The 16,795-nt window shown below is 69.4% G+C and carries 14 protein-coding genes and 3 tRNA genes; 7 read left to right on the forward strand and 10 right to left on the reverse strand.

The window, feature by feature from the left end; all coding sequences use genetic code 11:
* Positions 1–75: 75 nt before the first annotated feature.
* From pstA to ACWCXB_RS11635, 4 genes are all read right to left on the reverse strand, one after another.
* Positions 76–1,365, reverse strand: coding sequence for a phosphate ABC transporter permease PstA (pstA, locus tag ACWCXB_RS11620; protein WP_450721568.1), 1,290 nt, complete (start codon positions 1,363–1,365; stop codon positions 76–78).
* Position 1,366: 1 nt separating this feature from the next.
* Positions 1,367–2,398 carry a phosphate ABC transporter permease subunit PstC gene (gene pstC / locus ACWCXB_RS11625; protein WP_450721570.1) on the reverse strand — a complete coding sequence of 344 codons (1,032 nt, stop codon included), beginning with the start codon at positions 2,396–2,398 and terminating at the stop codon, positions 1,367–1,369.
* The gene (locus ACWCXB_RS11630) at positions 2,398–2,910 is read right to left on the reverse strand and encodes a hypothetical protein (RefSeq protein ID WP_450721572.1); all 513 of its coding nucleotides are present in this window, start codon (positions 2,908–2,910) and stop codon (positions 2,398–2,400) included. Before ACWCXB_RS11630 ends, pstC begins: the two co-directional genes overlap by 1 nt.
* Positions 2,911–3,619: 709 nt before the next feature.
* A complete protein-coding gene (locus ACWCXB_RS11635; protein ID WP_450721574.1) occupies positions 3,620–4,363 on the reverse strand; it encodes a DUF899 family protein in 744 nt (247 codons plus the stop codon).
* 511 nt (positions 4,364–4,874) lie between these two features.
* Between ACWCXB_RS11635 and ACWCXB_RS11640 the strand changes: the two genes are divergently transcribed.
* Together ACWCXB_RS11640 and ACWCXB_RS11645 are read left to right on the forward strand one after the other, a co-directional pair.
* Positions 4,875–5,450, forward strand: coding sequence for an IS607 family transposase (locus ACWCXB_RS11640; RefSeq protein WP_450721576.1), 576 nt, complete (start codon positions 4,875–4,877; stop codon positions 5,448–5,450).
* Positions 5,443–7,074 (forward strand): IS200/IS605 family accessory protein TnpB-related protein, encoded by a 1,632-nt coding sequence (locus tag ACWCXB_RS11645; protein ID WP_450721578.1) that lies wholly within the window; start codon positions 5,443–5,445, stop codon positions 7,072–7,074. The genes ACWCXB_RS11640 and ACWCXB_RS11645 overlap by 8 nt, the downstream gene beginning before the upstream one ends.
* A gap of 322 nt (positions 7,075–7,396) precedes the next feature.
* Here the strand turns inward: ACWCXB_RS11645 and efeU are convergent, their stop codons facing one another.
* From efeU to ACWCXB_RS11660, 3 genes are all read right to left on the reverse strand, one after another.
* On the reverse strand, positions 7,397–8,248 hold the full coding sequence (efeU, locus tag ACWCXB_RS11650) for an iron uptake transporter permease EfeU (protein ID WP_450721579.1): 852 nt from the start codon (positions 8,246–8,248) through the stop codon (positions 7,397–7,399).
* Positions 8,249–8,284: 36 nt separating this feature from the next.
* Positions 8,285–8,740, reverse strand: a complete 456-nt coding sequence (locus tag ACWCXB_RS11655; protein ID WP_450721581.1) for a hypothetical protein — start codon at positions 8,738–8,740, stop codon at positions 8,285–8,287.
* Positions 8,741–8,869: 129 nt separating this feature from the next.
* On the reverse strand, positions 8,870–9,478 hold the full coding sequence (locus tag ACWCXB_RS11660; protein WP_450721583.1) for an iron transporter: 609 nt from the start codon (positions 9,476–9,478) through the stop codon (positions 8,870–8,872).
* 262 nt (positions 9,479–9,740) lie between these two features.
* Here ACWCXB_RS11660 and ACWCXB_RS11665 point away from each other — a divergent pair, with 262 nt between their 5' ends.
* Complete coding sequence (locus tag ACWCXB_RS11665; RefSeq protein WP_450721585.1) at positions 9,741–10,145, forward strand: cupredoxin domain-containing protein; 405 nt, start codon at positions 9,741–9,743, stop codon at positions 10,143–10,145.
* 263 nt (positions 10,146–10,408) lie between these two features.
* Here the strand turns inward: ACWCXB_RS11665 and ACWCXB_RS11670 are convergent.
* The 3 genes from ACWCXB_RS11670 to ACWCXB_RS11680 all read right to left on the reverse strand — a co-directional run bounded on the left by ACWCXB_RS11670 (position 10,409) and on the right by ACWCXB_RS11680 (position 10,812).
* Positions 10,409–10,482: transfer RNA gene (locus ACWCXB_RS11670), tRNA-Ile, on the reverse strand.
* 179 nt (positions 10,483–10,661) lie between these two features.
* Positions 10,662–10,734 (reverse strand) — tRNA-Asn (locus tag ACWCXB_RS11675).
* Between the two features lie 5 nt (positions 10,735–10,739).
* A tRNA-Asn gene (locus ACWCXB_RS11680) sits at positions 10,740–10,812 on the reverse strand.
* Positions 10,813–10,983: 171 nt separating this feature from the next.
* Between ACWCXB_RS11680 and ACWCXB_RS11685 the strand changes: the two genes are divergently transcribed.
* The 4 genes from ACWCXB_RS11685 (at position 10,984) to ACWCXB_RS11700 (ending at position 16,782) form a co-directional block, all read left to right on the forward strand.
* Complete coding sequence (locus ACWCXB_RS11685) at positions 10,984–11,286, forward strand: YtxH domain-containing protein (RefSeq protein WP_450721587.1); 303 nt, start codon at positions 10,984–10,986, stop codon at positions 11,284–11,286.
* Between the two features lie 252 nt (positions 11,287–11,538).
* Positions 11,539–12,978, forward strand: coding sequence for an FGGY family carbohydrate kinase (locus ACWCXB_RS11690; RefSeq protein ID WP_450721588.1), 1,440 nt, complete (start codon positions 11,539–11,541; stop codon positions 12,976–12,978).
* A gap of 145 nt (positions 12,979–13,123) precedes the next feature.
* Positions 13,124–14,857 carry an ABC transporter ATP-binding protein gene (locus tag ACWCXB_RS11695; protein WP_450721590.1) on the forward strand — a complete coding sequence of 578 codons (1,734 nt, stop codon included), beginning with the start codon at positions 13,124–13,126 and terminating at the stop codon, positions 14,855–14,857.
* Positions 14,857–16,782 (forward strand): ABC transporter ATP-binding protein, encoded by a 1,926-nt coding sequence (locus ACWCXB_RS11700; RefSeq protein ID WP_450721592.1) that lies wholly within the window; start codon positions 14,857–14,859, stop codon positions 16,780–16,782. Before ACWCXB_RS11695 ends, ACWCXB_RS11700 begins: the two co-directional genes overlap by 1 nt.
* Positions 16,783–16,795: the final 13 nt, after the last annotated feature.

A 16,795-nucleotide genomic window follows, 5' to 3' on the forward strand; every position in this document is an offset into this window, starting at 1 on the left:
CCTGGGCGGTGTGGTCGGTACGGGGCGGGGCGGTGCGCGCTGGTGCGGGTGCGGGCCGGCGTGCGCGGTGTTCGGTCACTCCGGGGGCCGGACAGGGGCATCGGACGGGCCGGCCGGTGGTGCGTCCGCGTCCGGGAAGCCCCCCGGCACCCCGGCCGCTTGCTGCCTGAGCTGTGCCCGCCTGCTCATGCGCTCGGCGTCGCGGCGCGAGGCCACCACGCGCCGGTGCTGCTGATTGCGGGTCAGCTCGCCCGGACCGCGCCCGCCGACCACCCGGGCCACCACGAACAGCAGGAGCACGAGGACCATCAGCAGCGCAGCGGAGCCGAACCCACGAACGATCAGGCTGGGCTGGGGAGATCCCACGAGTCCGAAGGTCGCCAGCGGCAGCGAGACCTGCGGACCGCTGAACGGATTGGCGTTCACGCCCTTCGCGAGGCCGGAGGTGAGCAGCACCGGTGAGGTCTCGCCGATCCCCCGGGCGGTGCCCAGGATCACCGCGGTGGTGAGCCCGGAGCGTGCGGTGGGCAGCACCACGGTCCACACCGTGCGCCACTGGCTCGCGCCGAGGGCGTACGACGCCTCGCGCAGCGAACCCGGCACGAGCCGGATGACCACGTCGGCGGCGCGGATGATGATGGGCAGCATCATCACGCTGAGGGCCAGAGCGGCTGCGAACCCGGATTTGTCGACGCCGAGGATGAGGATGACCGTGGCGTAGATGAAGAGTCCGGCCACGATCGACGGCAGCGCGGTCATCGCCTCGACGATGGTCCGTACGAACCGGGCGTACCTTCCCGGCACTTCGTTGAGGAACACCGCGCACGCCAGCCCGAGGGGCACCGTGATCACCAGCGAGATGGCGATCTGCTCCAGCGTGCCGACGATGGCATGGACGACACCGCCCTGGGTGAGCGGCTCCAGCGGACCGGTGCGCGACATGTCCTCGGTGAAGAAGTTGAGGTGCACCAGGGCCGACCTGCCGCGCCACAGGGTGTATGCGACGACCAGGACCAGCGCCGCAAGCACGAGCAGGGCAAGGCTCTGCCACAGCACCGCCGCGACCTTGTCCCGTACCGTCACGCCGTTCTCGTCGAAGGAGACCAGCACGGCGTACAGGCCGAGGAAGAGGACGTAGGCAAGGACCACGAAGCCGAGGAGCGAGTCGAACGGGGCGATCCAGATGAAGAGGAGGGCCGTGAGCGCCGCCGACCCGACGGCCGCGCCGGCCAGGGCGAGGAGGTCCGAGGCATGCACGGTCGAGGTGTTCCTGCGGACTTCGAGGGACTCGTGGTCCGCCGCACCGGCCGCCCGCCGTACGGTCGTCGGCGGCTGTGCGGGCGAGTCCTCGAGGAGGTCGGTCATCTCAGGCCTCCGCCCCGCTGCCCGAGCGGCTGCGGGCCGCGATCGAGGACGCGATGAAGTTCACGACGAGGGTCATCAGGAACAGCGCGAGCCCCGCGGCCATCAGGGCCGACATACCGAACTCGCTCGCGGAGCCGTAGCGCAGCGCGATCAGCGCGGACACGGAGTTGGCGCCGTTCTGCAGGACGTGCCACTGCACGACGAAGACCGGCGAGATGATCATGTAGACGGCGATCGTCTCGCCGAGTGCCCGGCCGAGGCCGAGCATGGTGCCGCCGATGACACCGCCCCAGCCGAACGGCAGGACGACGGCTCGGATCATGCCCCACCTGGTCGCCCCGAGCGCGAAGGCTCCCTCGCGCTCGCCCGGAGGCGCCTGCGAGAACGTCTCGCGCATCACCGAGCAGGCGATCGGGGTGACCATGAGCGCCACGACGATGCCGGCGATGAAGGTGGAGGACGTGTAGACCGTCGTCGTCTGCAGGGGGTCGTGCGGGTCGGACCCGTCGACCGCGAAGAGCGGGATCCACGAGAGGTACGCGGAGATCCAGCGGGACAGCCCGACGATGTGCCCCTGCAGGAAGAACACGCCCCACAGTCCGTACACCACGCTCGGCACGGCGGCCATGAGGTCCACGAGGCTGACGAGGGTCCGCTTCAGCTTCCGCGGCGCGTACTCGGAGATGTACAGCGCGGTGCCGAGCGCCAGCGGTACCGCGATGCTGATCGCCACGAGGCCGATGAGGACCGTGCCGGTGAGCACCGCGGCAATGCCGAAGTTGCGCGAGTCCGGCTCCCAGGCCGAGGTGGTGAGGAAGGAAACCTTGGCGACGCCGAGCGCCTGGGCGGCACGGTAGGTGAGGAAGACACCGACCAGCAGCATGATGACCAGGACCACGGCCCCGCTGCCGCGCGCCGCCCCCCGGAACACGCGGTCCGCCGGCACGTCCCTGCCACGCACCACTCGCGGCGCGTCCAGGGGGTCGGGACCCGGTCCGGACGGCTGTCCGACACCGGGCATGACAACGGTCATCACACCCCCGCCCCGGCCCGGACACGACCACGGTCACGGCCATGGGCCTGCGCGACGGCGTGGCTCTCGTCGTCCGGCTCTGCCCGCGTAGACCCCGCCCGGGGACGGGCGGGTCCGCGCAGCGGCACTCCGCGCAGCCGCGGCCGGTTCGGCATCCCCTCGGGCAACTGGGCCACGGGGACTGCGGCCAGGAACTGGCCGAGATTGAACTGGCACTCGCGATGGCGCAGATAGGGCCGCCCGGCGACGGCGCAGGCCCGCCCCTCGATCTCCACGCGCCACGTCCAACTGTGCGCCGCATCCGACATGCTCATGAGCACGCGGGCCCCCGCGACCTTCTCCCGCAGCTCGCCCACCGCGGCCTGGCACGCCGCGAGGCTGCCGAACGCCTCGACGCTGCGGCCCAGTTCACGGTTGTTCGCGCCGACCAGCCGCCATCCGACGGGCTTCTCCCCGCCATCCGGTCTCTGCGGCGATACGCGCACCACGTACAGGAAACGTGCCCGAACCATCGAAACCACCCCCTCCCGCTTCCACCTCTGCGCCAACCGCCACAGGTCGGAAGAACTCCCCGAGCGCACCCGACGGTCGCGGCTTGTGAAGGGCCTGTGTGCACAGATAGGTGAAGGCCGAACGGAGGGAAAATGAATGAGAGGCTCAGACGGACCCAAGGTAATCGTGATCAAGCCCCTGATGACGCTGCGCGGATACCAGGGGGCCGACGACGATGCGTCAGAGTGTCAGGGGCCGACTGCCGCTGCGTGCGGCATCGCTGTGGGGTCTCATGATCGCCCCGACCGGCGAGGGTGCCGGCCGGGACGTGTGTGAGGGTGACCTGAGCAAGTCGGGTCACCTGCGGCCGTCATCAGTACCAGTCCACCAGCACGGCCCGGCCCGCAAGGGCGGCTGCGATTTCATGGCGCACCCTCTCCGTCACTGTGCTCCGTCTGTGCCTGGACGGTGGACCCTCCAGTGTGCTGGAAGGTCAAGGGCCGGCCTGGAGGCGGGCGCATCGGTGAGCCGGCCGCCGCGAGCTGGGAGCTCCATGGTCAACGGAGCCCCGAGGCAGTGGCTCGCTCGCCTCCGCAGGCACGGCGTCCTCCTCCCGGCGGCGGCCGCGGTCGTCCTACCGATCACCTGCGGCAACGTCCGTCCTCCTTCGCCGCAGACCGGGTGCGCGCGTCCGGCCGGGCGCCCCGGCGTCATGAACCGGGTTGGGTTTCATGAGTAGCTCAGCTGCTCGGCCCAGTCGGCTCCGCGCCCCTCCGGGGTGAGGTCGAAGATGTTCCACAGTGGCTCAAGGGTGCCTACGTGACGGGGGTCCTGACCGGGTTCGGTGGGCGCGTAGAGCATCTCCGAGCCCCAGAAGTGGCGGATCTCCCCGCCGTCGCGCCGAAAGACATTCAGCATCGGCATGGCCGCACCGTCGGCCGTCTCGGCACGGTAGTCGCTGCTGTAGGTGTTGCCGGCCGAGGACAACAGGCGCAGCCGCCGCCAGCCGCGCTCCTCGGCGAATGTCAGGAGCCGCGAAAGGGGCGCTCTCGCCACGACCGCGAAATTGACGCGCTGGGTGACGTGCTCGGCCGCGCCGTCCAGCTGATCCAGCAGGGCCGTGCAGGAGGGACAGGGCCCCTCCTCAAGCTTCAATTGCGCCGTGCGGCCGCCTTTGGGCCCCGGTCGCTGGTCGCCGGGGTGACGCGGGAACATGTAGCTGTAGATCACCAGCGAGTCCTTGCCGGGCGCGAACAGCTCCGACAGCCTTACTTCGGCCGGGGCGCCGTCAGCCCCTTCCCCCTGGAAAACGTAGTCCTCCGGGACGAGACCACCGGATGGTAGATCACGCCTTGCGGCCGCGACCGCTTCGGTGGCACGACGCAGCTCGATCTCCTGCTCGAGTAGCCGGTCGCGTGCCGCACGATACGCCGCCGACTCTCCTGGAAAGGTAACGCTCATTGCCCCGTCCACCCTTTCTTGTCGCCCCATTCATCCCTTCAGCCAGATTTACTCCCTCGCGGCATGCGACGCGAACCGCTGATCAGGGCGGTGCGGCAACGGATTTTGTTGGTCGGGCCATGCCGACGTCCGGCACGTCCGCCGCCGGTATCAGCACCGAGCCGCCGTTCTCCTCCACCCTTCGCACGATCTCGTCGGCATCCGCGACGGCAAAGTACGGCAGCCGAGCATGCGCGCCTCCAAAGGCCAGGTGGGACCACCGCTCCGCAGCCCCGCACGACCCCGGCAACGATGCCCACGTCCACGGCGTCCTCCCCCAGCACCCGGCGCGGCGGGCCGCCAGATTCACACTCGAGTGCCCGCGCCCGCGTGCCGTTCGTGCGACGTCGCTGACAGCAGGGTGCGCCACCGTTCCGAGCGTCCACATCGCCGCACCCGGTGTGTGCGCGGGGTCTTTAACTGCTGCTCTTCAAAGTCGGATGAGTGAGCGTAACCATGTATGAGTGAGTGTCGTTGTCAGAGCATGAATCTCACGGAATGGGCGAAGACGCAGGGCGTGCATCCGCAGACCGCGTATCGCTGGTTCCGCGAAGGGACGTTGCCGGTACCGGCTCAGCGGGTCGGCCCGCGCACGATCCTCGTGAACGTGGAGGTCAACGCGGCGCCCGAGGCGATCGGCGGGCTGGGCCTGTATGCCCGCGTCTCCTCCCATGACCAGAAGACCGACCTGGAACGGCAGGTCGCCCGGCTGTCCCAGTGGGCGGCGCAGGCCGGCCACCGGGTGGTGCGCGTGGAGGCCGAGATCGCATCCGGTATGAACGGTGCCCGCCCCAAAGTCAAGCGGCTGCTGGCCGATCCGGACGTGACCACAGTGGTGGTCGAGCACAAGGACCGGCTGGGCCGGATGAACACCGAACTTGTCGAAGCCGCCCTGTCCGCGCATGGGCGCCGCCTCGTGGTCCTTGATGACGGCGAGGTCCAAGACGACCTGGTGCGCGACATGGTCGAGGTGCTGACCTCGTTCTGTGCTCGCCTGTACGGTCGCCGGTCGGCGAAGAACCGTGCCCGCAAGGCTTTGGAGGCCGCCGAGCATGGCTGACTCCGCACTGCGCACGATCGAGGCGCCGTTCGTTGCGCTAGGCCCGTCCGGGGTGGCGACCCGCACCAGCATCAAGGGCATGTCCCAGCGGGACCGTGAGGTGCTGCCCCTGGTGGGCGCACACCTGAGTTCGCTGGCTTGTGCCGACCTCAAGGCACGTTGCCGGGCGGGTACCGATCACGACAGCGACCAGTGGGCGGAGCGCAAGCGGGCCCTGACCGAGGAGTCGTCCTCCCGCTGGGCCGGGAGTATCACGAAGGCCACCCACGACCAGTGGGGCCTCTCGCGCCGTGCCCACCTCGCCCATATCCAGAACCTTGAGGCCGGGGTGCGCACGATCGCGCACCGCCTCTCCCAGCCGGTCGGACAGAAGGGCACGAAGCGGGCGCCGGGTGGCTACCGCACGAAGCAGGAGTGGTTCCAAAAGACCCGGCGCCTGCATGTGCTGGAAAACCGGCTGGAACGCGAGCGGTCCGACCGTGAGGCCGGTGTCGTGCACGTGGTGCGGGGCGGGAAGCGACTGGCTCGCAACCGGCATAATCTGGAAGCTGCCCAGCTCACCGAGCACGAGTGGCGCGAGCGCTGGGATGCCGAACGCTGGTTCCTCCAGGCAGACGGGGAGTCAGGGAAGCGTTTCGGGAACGAGACCATCCGCGTCAGCTTGGACGGCGAGGTCGGCATCAAGCTCCCGGCTCCTCTGGCGTACCTGGCCAACGCCCCGCGCGGCCGGTACGTGCTCGACGGCCGGATCGACTTCCGGCACCGCGGTGAAGAGTGGGCCGACCGCGTAGCGGCGAACCGTGCTATCGCCTACCGCATCCACCTGGACGTGGACCGGGGCCGCTGGTATCTCACCGCATCGTGGACGATTCCCCCGGTCCAGACCGTTCCCCTGGCCGTGGCCAGGGCAAACGGACTCATCGGTGTGGACACCAACGCCGACCACTTCGCAGCATGGCGTCTGGATGAGCACGGCAACCCGATGGGTAAGCCCCGCCGATTCTTCTACGACCTCGACGGGCCGGCCACGTACCGGGACGCCCAGGTGAGGCACGCCCTCACCCGCCTCCTTCACTGGGCACGGCGTGAAGACGTCTCCATCGCGATCGAGGACCTGGACTTCGGCGCGGAGAAGACGCGGGAGAAGCACGGCCGCAGGAAGCGGTTCCGCAAGCTGATCTCCGGCATGCCCGTCGCCAAACTGCGGGCACGGCTCGTGTCCATGGCCGCCGAACTCGGCATCAGCATCGTCGTCGTCGACCCCGCCTACACCTCCCGCTGGGGCGCCGAGCACTGGCAGAAGCCCCTCAGCAGCAAGAACCGCAAGACCACCCGCCACGACGCCGCTGGCGTCGCGATCGGGCGACGCGCTCTCGGGCACCGCGTCCGGCGACGGACGGCACCGCCCCCACACGACCAGAGCGATCGTGTGGGGCATCGGACCGCCCAGGCCGGACACGGCACCCGCGGGCGTGAGGAAACCCGCCCCCGCATCCCCGGACCACGGACACGATCCGTGTCGCCGGACGCGGCGAGAACGCGGGTGACCAGTGCATCCACAACCGTTCGGGATGCGCCAGTTGAACAGGTTTGGGTCCAAGACTCACTCCTGCTCACTGATTAGGAACGGTCCCTTCGTACCGGCGAGGCCGCTGTCTCTGCTACGCGCCGATCACCGGTTGCGCGCACGGCTTGGGAATAGCCGGGCGGGTGAAGAAGGCGAGGTTCGAGGTGAGGAGACCGACGTCCAAGGGGTGGTCGACGGGCGATTGTCAGTGCCCGGTGTCACGCTGAGGTCAAACAGGATCTGCGAAAGGGAAATCGCCGAGAACGGGCCGTTGTCGCTCCGCTCCCGGACGACGACGCCTCCCTTCCGGCCCACCAGCGAGCCGCGCGGCTTCTTCGCAGGTCAGCCGCCTAGCTCGTTGTCCCCCGAACGGGGAGGCTCAGGCCACCTCTTCCTTTTGGACTTCCGCCGGCGGCGGCGTCTCAGTGATCGCCATGCGGGCCGGGCGCAGGAAGAGGAAGAGGACCGGGGCGAGGTAGAGCACCCAGAAGAGGGCTTGGAGCCCGCTGGGGTTGGGCTGAAAGTTGAAGATGCCCTTGAGTAGGGTGCCGTACCAGCTGTCCGGGGGGATCGTGGCGCTGATGTCGAACAGTCGGTTGTCCAAGCCGGGCAGGATGCTCGCCTCCTGGAGGTCGTGGACTCCGTACGCCAGGACGCCGGCCGCGACGACGACCAGCAGGGCGCCGGTCCAGGTGAAGAACTTCGCAAGGTTGATCCGCAGCGCGCCGCGGTAGAACAGCCAGCCGAGTGCGACGGCCGTGAGCAGGCCGAGGACGGCGCCGGCCAGCGGGCGGGCTCCGTCACCGGTGGCCTGGACCGCGGACCAGACGAAGAGGGCGGTCTCCAGTCCTTCGCGGCCCACGGCGAGGAAGGCCGTGGCCACCAGGGCACCGGTGCCGATGGCGAGAGCCTCGTCCAGCTTGCCGTGCAACTCAGCCTTCAGATGCCGGGCGGTGCGGCGCATCCAGAAGACCATCCAGGTCACCAGGCCGACGGCGAGGATGGACAGCCCGCCGCCGAGCATCTCCTGCGCCTCGAAGGTCAGTTGACCGGAGCCGAATTGCAGCACCGCCCCCACGCCCAGGCTGAGTGCGACGGCGATGCCCACGCCGAGCCAGATCGGCGGCAGCTTGCTGCGGTTGTCGGTCTTGACCAGGTAGGCGACGAGGATGCAGACGACGAGGCTGGCCTCAAGGCCCTCACGAAGGCCGATGAGGTAGTTGGCGAACACGCGGTCTCCTTGTACGTGGTCTTCACAGCCGCCGGGTCAGGGCTGGCTGTTGAGGAAGCCGATCAGGCTGGCGCCCCACCAGCAGGTCTGGCTCACTGTGGCCGCGGCGCCCGACTGGATGAGCAGATGGCGCGGTACGCGGTTGTCCTCGCACAAGTGGAGCCGCTGACCGAGCCAATGGGCGTAAAGGCCATTGAGAGTGAGGGCCAGGACGAGCCCGAGCTTGACCAGGGTCAGCGGCGATTCCAGATTGGGGCGCAGGAACAGGCCGGTGACGACCAGCCCGGCCAGCCCGAGCCAGATCGGCACCTGCAGCGTGCAGGCGGTGCTCAGGATGTCGGCCAGTCGGCGTCGTCCCAGCAGCCACAGGACGGCGAACCAGTCGACGGCGAGTACGGAGCCCAGGCCGACGACGAGCGCCGCGACATGGAAGAAACGGGCCACGGTCTGCAGTGTCGGGTCGGCGTGCACATGGCCGGACATCCAGCACACGCCGGTCAGGGCAGCTGAGCTGAAAACGCCCAGCGCGGCGAGGACCCACAGAGGTGTGGGCCGCTCAGAACCCCCGGCGCGGCGGGGTATCGGAGCGGCCATGGGTCTGTCGGACGTGAGGGCCACCGGTCAGCTCTCGTCCTTCAGTTCCACGCCTGCGAACGTGGCGGTGACCGTCTCGCTGAGCGCGGGCTTCTCCCCGCTGGCTCCGTGCCGCAGGAACGTCGGCGGCTTGAGGGTGGCGCGCAGGGTGTACTTACCGGCCGTGGGGATGGAGAAGTTGTTGGCGTAGTGGAAGAACTCGGCGTGGTAAAAGTTCAGGTCCTGGGCCTGGACGACCTTGCCCTTGCCGTCGACGACTTCGAGCCGGATCGGCACATTCGGCACGATGCGGCCGGTCTTGGCCTCCATCGGAATGATCTCGATGTGGTGGGTCTCGTTCTTGGCCGGCTCACGGTTGACCAGCTTCCCGTGCGCGCCGTGCTCGCTCTGGAACCACGGCTCGGCGGCCTCGACGATGTAGCCGATGCGGTACTCACCGGCCTTGGTCTCCCCGCCGCGGGCCGCGATCTCCGCCTCGAGCACGGTGTGCTGGTGCGCCACACCGGCCGGGGCGCTCTCCTTCACCTTGCCCTTGGGCGCGTCCGCGGCTTTGTCGGCGTCGGTGCCGCCGCAGGCCGTCAGGGCGAGCGCGAGTGGGGCGGCAAGACAGAACGAGCGCAGAGAAGGCTTAGACATGGCCGAAATCTTTCGGTCGAAGGTAAGGTAAGGCGAACCTAAGAGCTCGCCGTGCGCCCGTCAAACCGTCTCACAATGCAGTCATTCTTCGCATATCGGGGCGGCCGCGCCAACCCTGGCTGCATGCAGGCAGATTGACGGCTCATCAACCGGCCGCAAGGCGCAGCCTGCGACTGTTGGAGCGTCAGTATTTGGACAGCCAGGGAGTCGTCTCACCTAAACTGCGGCCGCCCCAGCCGCCCGACGCCCTCAGGAGCCTGATGTGATCTCTCGCGTAGCCCGTCTCGCCGCCCTCGCCCTCCTCGCCGCCTGCCCGCTCGCCCTCCTTACCGCCTGCGCCCAGAAGGGCAGCGGCGGCGACGTCGCGAAGTCCGGAGCCATTACCGTTCGGGCCACCGATGACGCGTGCGAGCTGTCCCGTACGTCAGCACCTGCCGGGTCCATATCGTTCGAGATCACCAACGAGGGCAACAAGATCACTGAGTTCTACCTCTACAGCCCGGAGGACAAGGTGGTCAGCGAGGTCGAGGGCATCGGCCCTGGTACATCGCGCACGATGACGGTGAAGGTGACCGAGGCCGGCACGTACGCCACCGCCTGCAAGCCCGGCATGGTCGGTAAAGGCATCCGAGGCGCGTTCGCTGTGACGGCGAAGCACCCCGGATGATCGTGCTGGAGGCTGCGGGCTCGGGCCAGGCGTTTCGCCGAACAGGCCGCCGAGCGGCTGCGCCGGGAACCTCTGCGAGTCGTGGCCGGCCTGGACGGCAAGGGCCTGGCCGAGCGGCTCGGCCGGCAGCGTTCGAAGGTGTCCCGCCTGGAGAACGGCAAACTGCCGACAAAACGCCCCCGGCGCGCCTCACACAGGAGGCCACGAACCGGGGGCACACTCATTCCTGCAGATGGAAACGTTCCTGCAGGACCACCTCTCGGTGGGGCGGGTGGGACTCGAACCCACGGCCGACGGATTATGAGTCCGCTGCTCTAACCGGCTGAGCTACCGCCCCTAACGGCGCGTCGCGCACATTTGTGCGCGCCGTCTGCCGCAGCATAGCCGCTCATACGATCTCCTGCCTCGGATGGTCGGCGTCGCTATGACCATGAGGACTGCGCTGCCGCCTGCGCGGTTCCGGAAGCCCGGAAACACATGGAAAAAGGACCCCGTAGGGTCCTCTTCCTCGGCAAGCTCCCCCGACTGGACTCGAACCAGTAACCCTCCGGTTAACAGCCGAATGCTCTGCCAATTGAGCTACAGGGGACCGCGCTCCCCCGACTGGACTCGAACCAGTAACCTGCCGGTTAACAGCCGGCTGCTCTGCCAATTGAGCTACAGGGGAATGCTGCGTGTGCACCGATCGTACCTACCTCGGGCTTCCCGGGCGGCGCTCGCTCGCTGCGACACATACATTAGCGCAAGCAGGGGGGTGGTCCGCCAATCGGTTCGCCCCTGTTGACCTCGTGACCTCAGATCCCGGCGTCGGGGACGACGCAGGCGAAGGGTGGCAGCGATGCGATACCGGCTCACGTTCATCGCCGGACTGGCCGTCGGTTACGTGCTCGGCACCCGGGCCGGGCGCGAGCGTTACGAGCAGCTGAAGAAGTCCGCCCGGGAGGTCGCGCAGAACCCGGCCGTGCGCAACGCCGCGGAGTCCGCCGCGCAGACGAGCCGCGAGATGGCGGGGAAGGCCTACCACGCGGTGAGCGACAAGGTCGGGGACCATGTGCCCGACTCGGTGGCCGAGCGGGTGCGGTCGCTGCGGGAGCGGAGCCAGGGCGGCAGCGAGGACGACTGGGGTACGAGCAACACATGAGAACGGCCCCTGCGTGGCTCTGGTCGCGTGCCTGGCGCCGCTTCATGCGCCCCTCCATGCACAGCGCCGGTCCTGCGTGGCGCGTCGCTCCAGGCACGGCCCTGAGCCCCCCAGGCGCAGCCCTGGTCCCCGCACGGCTCCGGCCGACGCGTGCCCCCGGCACCGAGCGATGGCGACCCGCGCGGCGGACCGGGGCCGCTTCGGCCGTCCCCGGGCCGTGGCGGGCCCCCGAGTGCGGCAGAATCTGAAGGTATGGGGATAGTCGCCGGGCTGGACAGTTCGTCCGCCTTCACTCGCATCGTCGTCTGCGACACGGACACGGGCGCCGTGCTGCGCCAGGGCTACGCACCACACCCGGTCGAGGCGAAAGCGAGCGACGTCGATCCACAGGCATGGCTGCTGTCGCTGGGTGAGGCCGCAGCCGGCGGGCTGCTGGAAGGCGTGCAGGCCATCGGCGTGTCGGCACAGCAGCACGGGCTGGTGCCGCTCGACGCGTCCGGGGCCCCGGTGCGGGCCGCGCTGGTCGGGAACGACAAGCGGGCGCAGGTCGCGGCCGCGGATCTGATCGAGGCGTTCGGCGGGCGGCAGGCCTGGGCCGAGGCCGTCGGATGCGTACCGCAGTCGGGGCTGCCCGTCGCGAAACTGCGCTGGCTGGCGCGGAGCGAGCCCGAGGCGGCCCAGCGCACCGCGTCCGTGATGCAGCCCCACGACTGGCTGGTGTGGCAGCTGCTGGGCAGGCCCGCGCGCCGTACGACGGACCGGGGCGCGGCGTCGGCGACCGGGTACTGGTCGGCGGGCACGGGCTCGTACCGCCCGGACCTGGTGGAGCTGGCGCTCGGCCATCAGGCCGCGCTGCCCGAGGTGCTGGGCCCTTCCGACGCCGCCGGGACCACCCCGGAGGGGCTGCTGATCTCCGCGGGCACCGGCGAGACGATGGCCGCGGCGTTCGGGCTCGGGCTCGGGCCCGGTGACGCGGTGGTGTCGCTCGGAGCCTCCGGTTCCGTGATGGCCGTGCATCACGAGGCACTCGCCGACCCGTCCGGAATGATCACGTCCTACGCGGACGCCACCGGTATGCATCTGCCGGTCGTCCACACCCTCAATGCCGTAAGGGCCCTGCGGGGCACCGCCGAGCTCCTGGGCATCGAGGACCTGGCCGAGTTGTCCGCGCTGGCGATGAAGTCGACCCCGGGCGCCTCCGGTCTCGTCCTGCTCCCCTACCTCGAGGGCGAGCGCACCCCGCACCTTCCGCACACCGCGGGCACCCTCACCGGCCTCCGTCGCGAGTCGATGAAGCGCGAGCATCTGGCGCGCGCGGCCTTCGAGGGCATGCTGTGCGGGCTCGCCGACGCGCTGGACGTGCTGCGCGGGCGGGGCGTGGACGTGCGGCGGGTGTTCCTGCTGGGGCAGGCCGCGGAGCTGCCCGCGGTGCAGGCGGCGGCGCCGGCGATCTTCGCCGCGCAGGTCGTCGTACCGCAGCCCGCCGACTACGCGGCGCTGGGTGCGGCCCGGCAGGCCGCCTGGGCGCTCGGGGTGGCGCAGGGGCAGCTCGCCCCGCACGCCCCGCCGGCCTGGCAGGGCGCGGCGGCGCAGGTCTTCGAGCCGGGCGAGGAGCTGCCGGTGGGCCAGGCGGTGCGACAGCAGTACGTCGCGACGCGGGACCAGGTGCACCCGGGCGCGTTCGGCGCCTGACGGGCGGGCCCGGGAGGCCGGGAGCGCGTTCCTTCGCGGGTGCCCGTTCTTGACCGGAGCTTGGCGAAATCCCTTGGGCAACGGGTGGTGGAGTACCGCAAGATTGGGGCGACTCCACGATTTTGCCGACCCGAGAGACCTTGGCGTGCTCATAAGACTGCTCCGGGCGTTCCTGCGTCCGTACCGCAAACCCCTCACCGTGCTGGTGGCGCTGCAACTGCTGCAGACCAGCGCCACCCTCTATCTGCCCACCTTGAACGCCGACATCATTGACAACGGTGTCGTACAGGGCGATACCGGCTACATCCTGACGTTCGGCGCGCTGATGGTCGCCGTCAGCATCGTCCAGGTCGCCGGCAACATCGGAGCCGTCTACTACGGCGCCAGGACCGCGGCCGCACTCGGCCGCGACGTACGGGCCGCCGTCTTCGACCGCGTGCAGTCGTTCTCGGCCCGCGAGGTCGGGCATTTCGGCACGCCCTCGCTCATCACGCGCACGACCAATGACGTCCAGCAGGTCCAGATGCTGGTGCTCATGGCGTTCACGCTGATGGTTTCCGCGCCGATCATGTGCGTCGGGGGCATCGTCCTGGCGCTGGGCCAGGACGTTCCGCTGTCGGCGGTGCTGCTCGCGGTCGTGCCGGTGCTGGGCATCTCGGTGGCACTGATCGTGAAGAAGATGCGGCCGCTGTTCCGGACCATGCAGGAGCGGCTCGACACGGTGAACCGGGTGCTGCGCGAGCAGATCACCGGCAACCGGGTGATCAGGGCGTTCGTGAAGGACCCGTACGAGGAGGAACGGTTCCGCGGGGCGAACACCGAGCTGACCGATGTCTCCATGGCGACCGGCCGCCTCATGGCGCTGATGTTCCCGGTCGTGATGACCGTCGTGAACGTGTCGAGCATCGCGGTGGTCTGGTTCGGTGCGCACCGCATCGACAGCGGCGGGATGCAGATCGGCGCGCTCACCGCATTCCTCGCCTATCTGATGCAGATTGTCATGGCCGTGATGATGGCCACCTTCATGTTCATGATGGTGCCGCGCGCCGAGGTGTGCGCCGAGCGGATCCAGGAGGTCCTGGACACCCGCTCCAGCGTCGTACCGCCGGCGCGGCCCGTGCGGGAGCTGGCGCGCCGCGGGCATCTGGAGGTGCGGGGAGCGCACTTCCGCTACCCGGGTGCCGAGGAGCCCGTGCTGCGGGATGTGGAGCTGGTGGCCCGGCCGGGTGAGACGACCGCGATCATCGGGTCGACGGGCAGCGGCAAGTCGACGCTGCTCGGGCTCGTCCCGCGGCTGTTCGACGTGACCGGCGGCGAGGTGCTCGTCGACGGCGTCGACGTACGGGAACTGGAGCCGGCGCTGATGGCGCGGACCGTCGGGCTCGTACCGCAGAAGCCGTATCTCTTCTCCGGCACGGTCGCCACCAATCTGCGGTACGGGAATCCCGACGCGACCGACGAGGACCTGTGGAACGCGCTGGAGGTCGCCCAGGCCGCCGACTTCGTCCGCGCACTCGACGGCGGGCTGAACGCGCCGATCGCGCAGGGCGGCACCAATGTGTCGGGCGGTCAGCGGCAGCGGCTCGCGATCGCCCGGACGCTGGTGCAGCGGCCGGAGATCTATCTCTTCGACGACTCCTTCTCGGCCCTGGACTATGCGACGGACGCGGCGCTGCGCGGCGCGCTGGCGCTGGAGACGGCCGAGTCGACCGTCGTGATCGTCGCCCAGCGGGTGTCGACCATCCGTGACGCCGACCGGATCGTGGTCCTCGACGAGGGCCGTGTCGTGGGCACCGGGCGCCATCACGAGCTGATGGACAGCAACGAGACGTACCGGGAGATCGTGCTCTCCCAGCTGACCGAGGCGGAGGCTGCCTGATGGCGGGTCCTGGCGGACGCATGATGATGGGCCAGTCGGGCGAGCGGTCCATGGACTTCAAGGGCTCGGGCAAGCGGCTGCTGCGACAGCTCGCGCCCGACCGGCCCACCCTGTGGCTGATGCTGGTGGCCTGTGTGCTGAGCGTGGGCCTTTCGGTGGTCGGGCCGAAGATCCTCGGCAACGCGACCGACCTCGTCTTCGCGGGGGTCGTCGGGCGTCAGCTGCCGGACGGCACGACCAAGGAGCAGGCCGTCGACGGCCTGCGCGAGCGGGGCGATGGCGGGCTCGCGGACGTGCTGTCCGGCGTCGACTTCACCCCGGGCCACGGCATCGACTTCGCCGCGGTCGGGAACGTCCTGCTGGTGGCGCTCGTGGTGTACGTGGCCGCGGGGCTGCTGATGCTGGTCGCGACGCGGGCGTCGATCCGGGTGATCAACCGGACCGTGTACCGGATGCGTGAGGACGTACAGACGAAGCTGTCGCGGCTGCCGCTGTCCTACTTCGACAAGGCCAAGCGCGGTGAGGTGCTGAGCCGCGCGACGAACGACATCGACAACATCTCGCAGACCATGCAGCAGTCGATGGGCCAGCTGATCAACTCGCTGCTGACCATCGTGGGCGTGCTGGCGATGATGTTCTGGATCTCGCCGCTGCTGGCGCTGGTCGCGCTGGTGACGGTGCCGCTGTCCGTGTTCGTCGCGGCGAAGGTCGGCAAGCGCTCGCAGCCGCAGTTCGTGCAGCAGTGGAAGTCCACGGGCCGGCTCAACGCGCACATCGAGGAGATGTACACCGGCCACGCGCTGGTGAAGGTCTTCGGGAGGCAGGAGGAGTCCGCGAAGGACTTCGCCGAGCAGAACGACGCGCTGTACGAGGCCGGATTCCGGGCGCAGTTCAACAGCGGGATCATGCAGCCCGTGATGTTCTTCATCTCGAACATCAACTATGTGCTCGTGGCCGTGGTCGGCGGTCTCCGGGTCGCCTCGGGCACCCTGTCGATCGGTGACGTGCAGGCCTTCATCCAGTACTCGCGGCAGTTCTCGATGCCGCTGACGCAGGTCGCGTCGATGGCGAACCTCGTGCAGTCCGGTGTCGCTTCGGCCGAGCAGATATTCGAGCTGCTGGACGCGGACGAGCAGGAGCCCGAGCCGGCGACCGCGGCCCGCCCCGCGAAGCTGCGCGGCGCGGTCGCGCTGGAGAAGGTCGCGTTCCGATACGACCCGGAGAAGCCGCTCATCGAGGATCTTTCCCTGAAGGTCGAGCCGGGGCACACGGTCGCGATCGTCGGCCCGACGGGCGCAGGCAAGACCACGCTCGTGAACCTGCTGATGCGGTTCTACGAGGTCACGGGCGGCCGGATCACCCTCGACGAAGTCGACATCGCGACCATGTCGCGGGACGACCTGCGGGCCGGGATCGGCATGGTGCTGCAGGACACCTGGCTGTTCGGCGGGACGATCGCCGAGAACATCGCGTACGGGACGTCCGGCAAGGTCACGCGGGAGCAGATCGAGGAGGCGGCGCGGGCGGCACACGCCGACCGCTTCATCCGTACCCTGCCCGACGGTTACGACACCGTCATCGACGACGAGGGCTCGGGCGTCAGCGCCGGCGAGAAGCAGCTCATCACCATCGCACGGGCGTTCCTGTCCGACCCGGTGATCCTGGTGCTCGACGAGGCGACGAGCTCGGTCGACACGCGTACCGAGGTGCTGATCCAGAAGGCGATGGCGCGCCTCGCCCATGGCCGGACGAGCTTCGTGATCGCGCACCGGCTCTCCACGATCCGGGACGCGGACGTGATCCTGGTGATGGAGGACGGGTCGATCGTCGAACAGGGCACGCACGAGGAGCTGCTGGCGGCGGAGGGCGCGTACGCCCGGCTGTACGCGGCGCAGTTCGCCCAGGCGGTCGCCGAAGTCGACTGACAGGTAAGGGGGT

It is taken from the genome of Streptomyces sp. NPDC001514, assembly GCF_053597075.1.

Coding starts and splice junctions, on each gene's coding strand:
- pstA (WP_450721568.1), bottom strand. CDS start 1,365: ATGACCGACCTCCTCGAGGACTCGCCCGCACAGCCGCCGACGACCGTA.
- pstC (WP_450721570.1), bottom strand. CDS start 2,398: ATGACCGTTGTCATGCCCGGTGTCGGACAGCCGTCCGGACCGGGTCCC.
- ACWCXB_RS11630 (WP_450721572.1), bottom strand. CDS start 2,910: ATGGTTCGGGCACGTTTCCTGTACGTGGTGCGCGTATCGCCGCAGAGA.
- ACWCXB_RS11640 (WP_450721576.1), top strand. CDS start 4,875: ATGAATCTCACGGAATGGGCGAAGACGCAGGGCGTGCATCCGCAGACC.
- ACWCXB_RS11645 (WP_450721578.1), top strand. CDS start 5,443: ATGGCTGACTCCGCACTGCGCACGATCGAGGCGCCGTTCGTTGCGCTA.
- ACWCXB_RS11660 (WP_450721583.1), bottom strand. CDS start 9,478: ATGTCTAAGCCTTCTCTGCGCTCGTTCTGTCTTGCCGCCCCACTCGCG.
- ACWCXB_RS11685 (WP_450721587.1), top strand. CDS start 10,984: ATGCGATACCGGCTCACGTTCATCGCCGGACTGGCCGTCGGTTACGTG.
- ACWCXB_RS11690 (WP_450721588.1), top strand. CDS start 11,539: ATGGGGATAGTCGCCGGGCTGGACAGTTCGTCCGCCTTCACTCGCATC.
- ACWCXB_RS11700 (WP_450721592.1), top strand. CDS start 14,857: ATGGCGGGTCCTGGCGGACGCATGATGATGGGCCAGTCGGGCGAGCGG.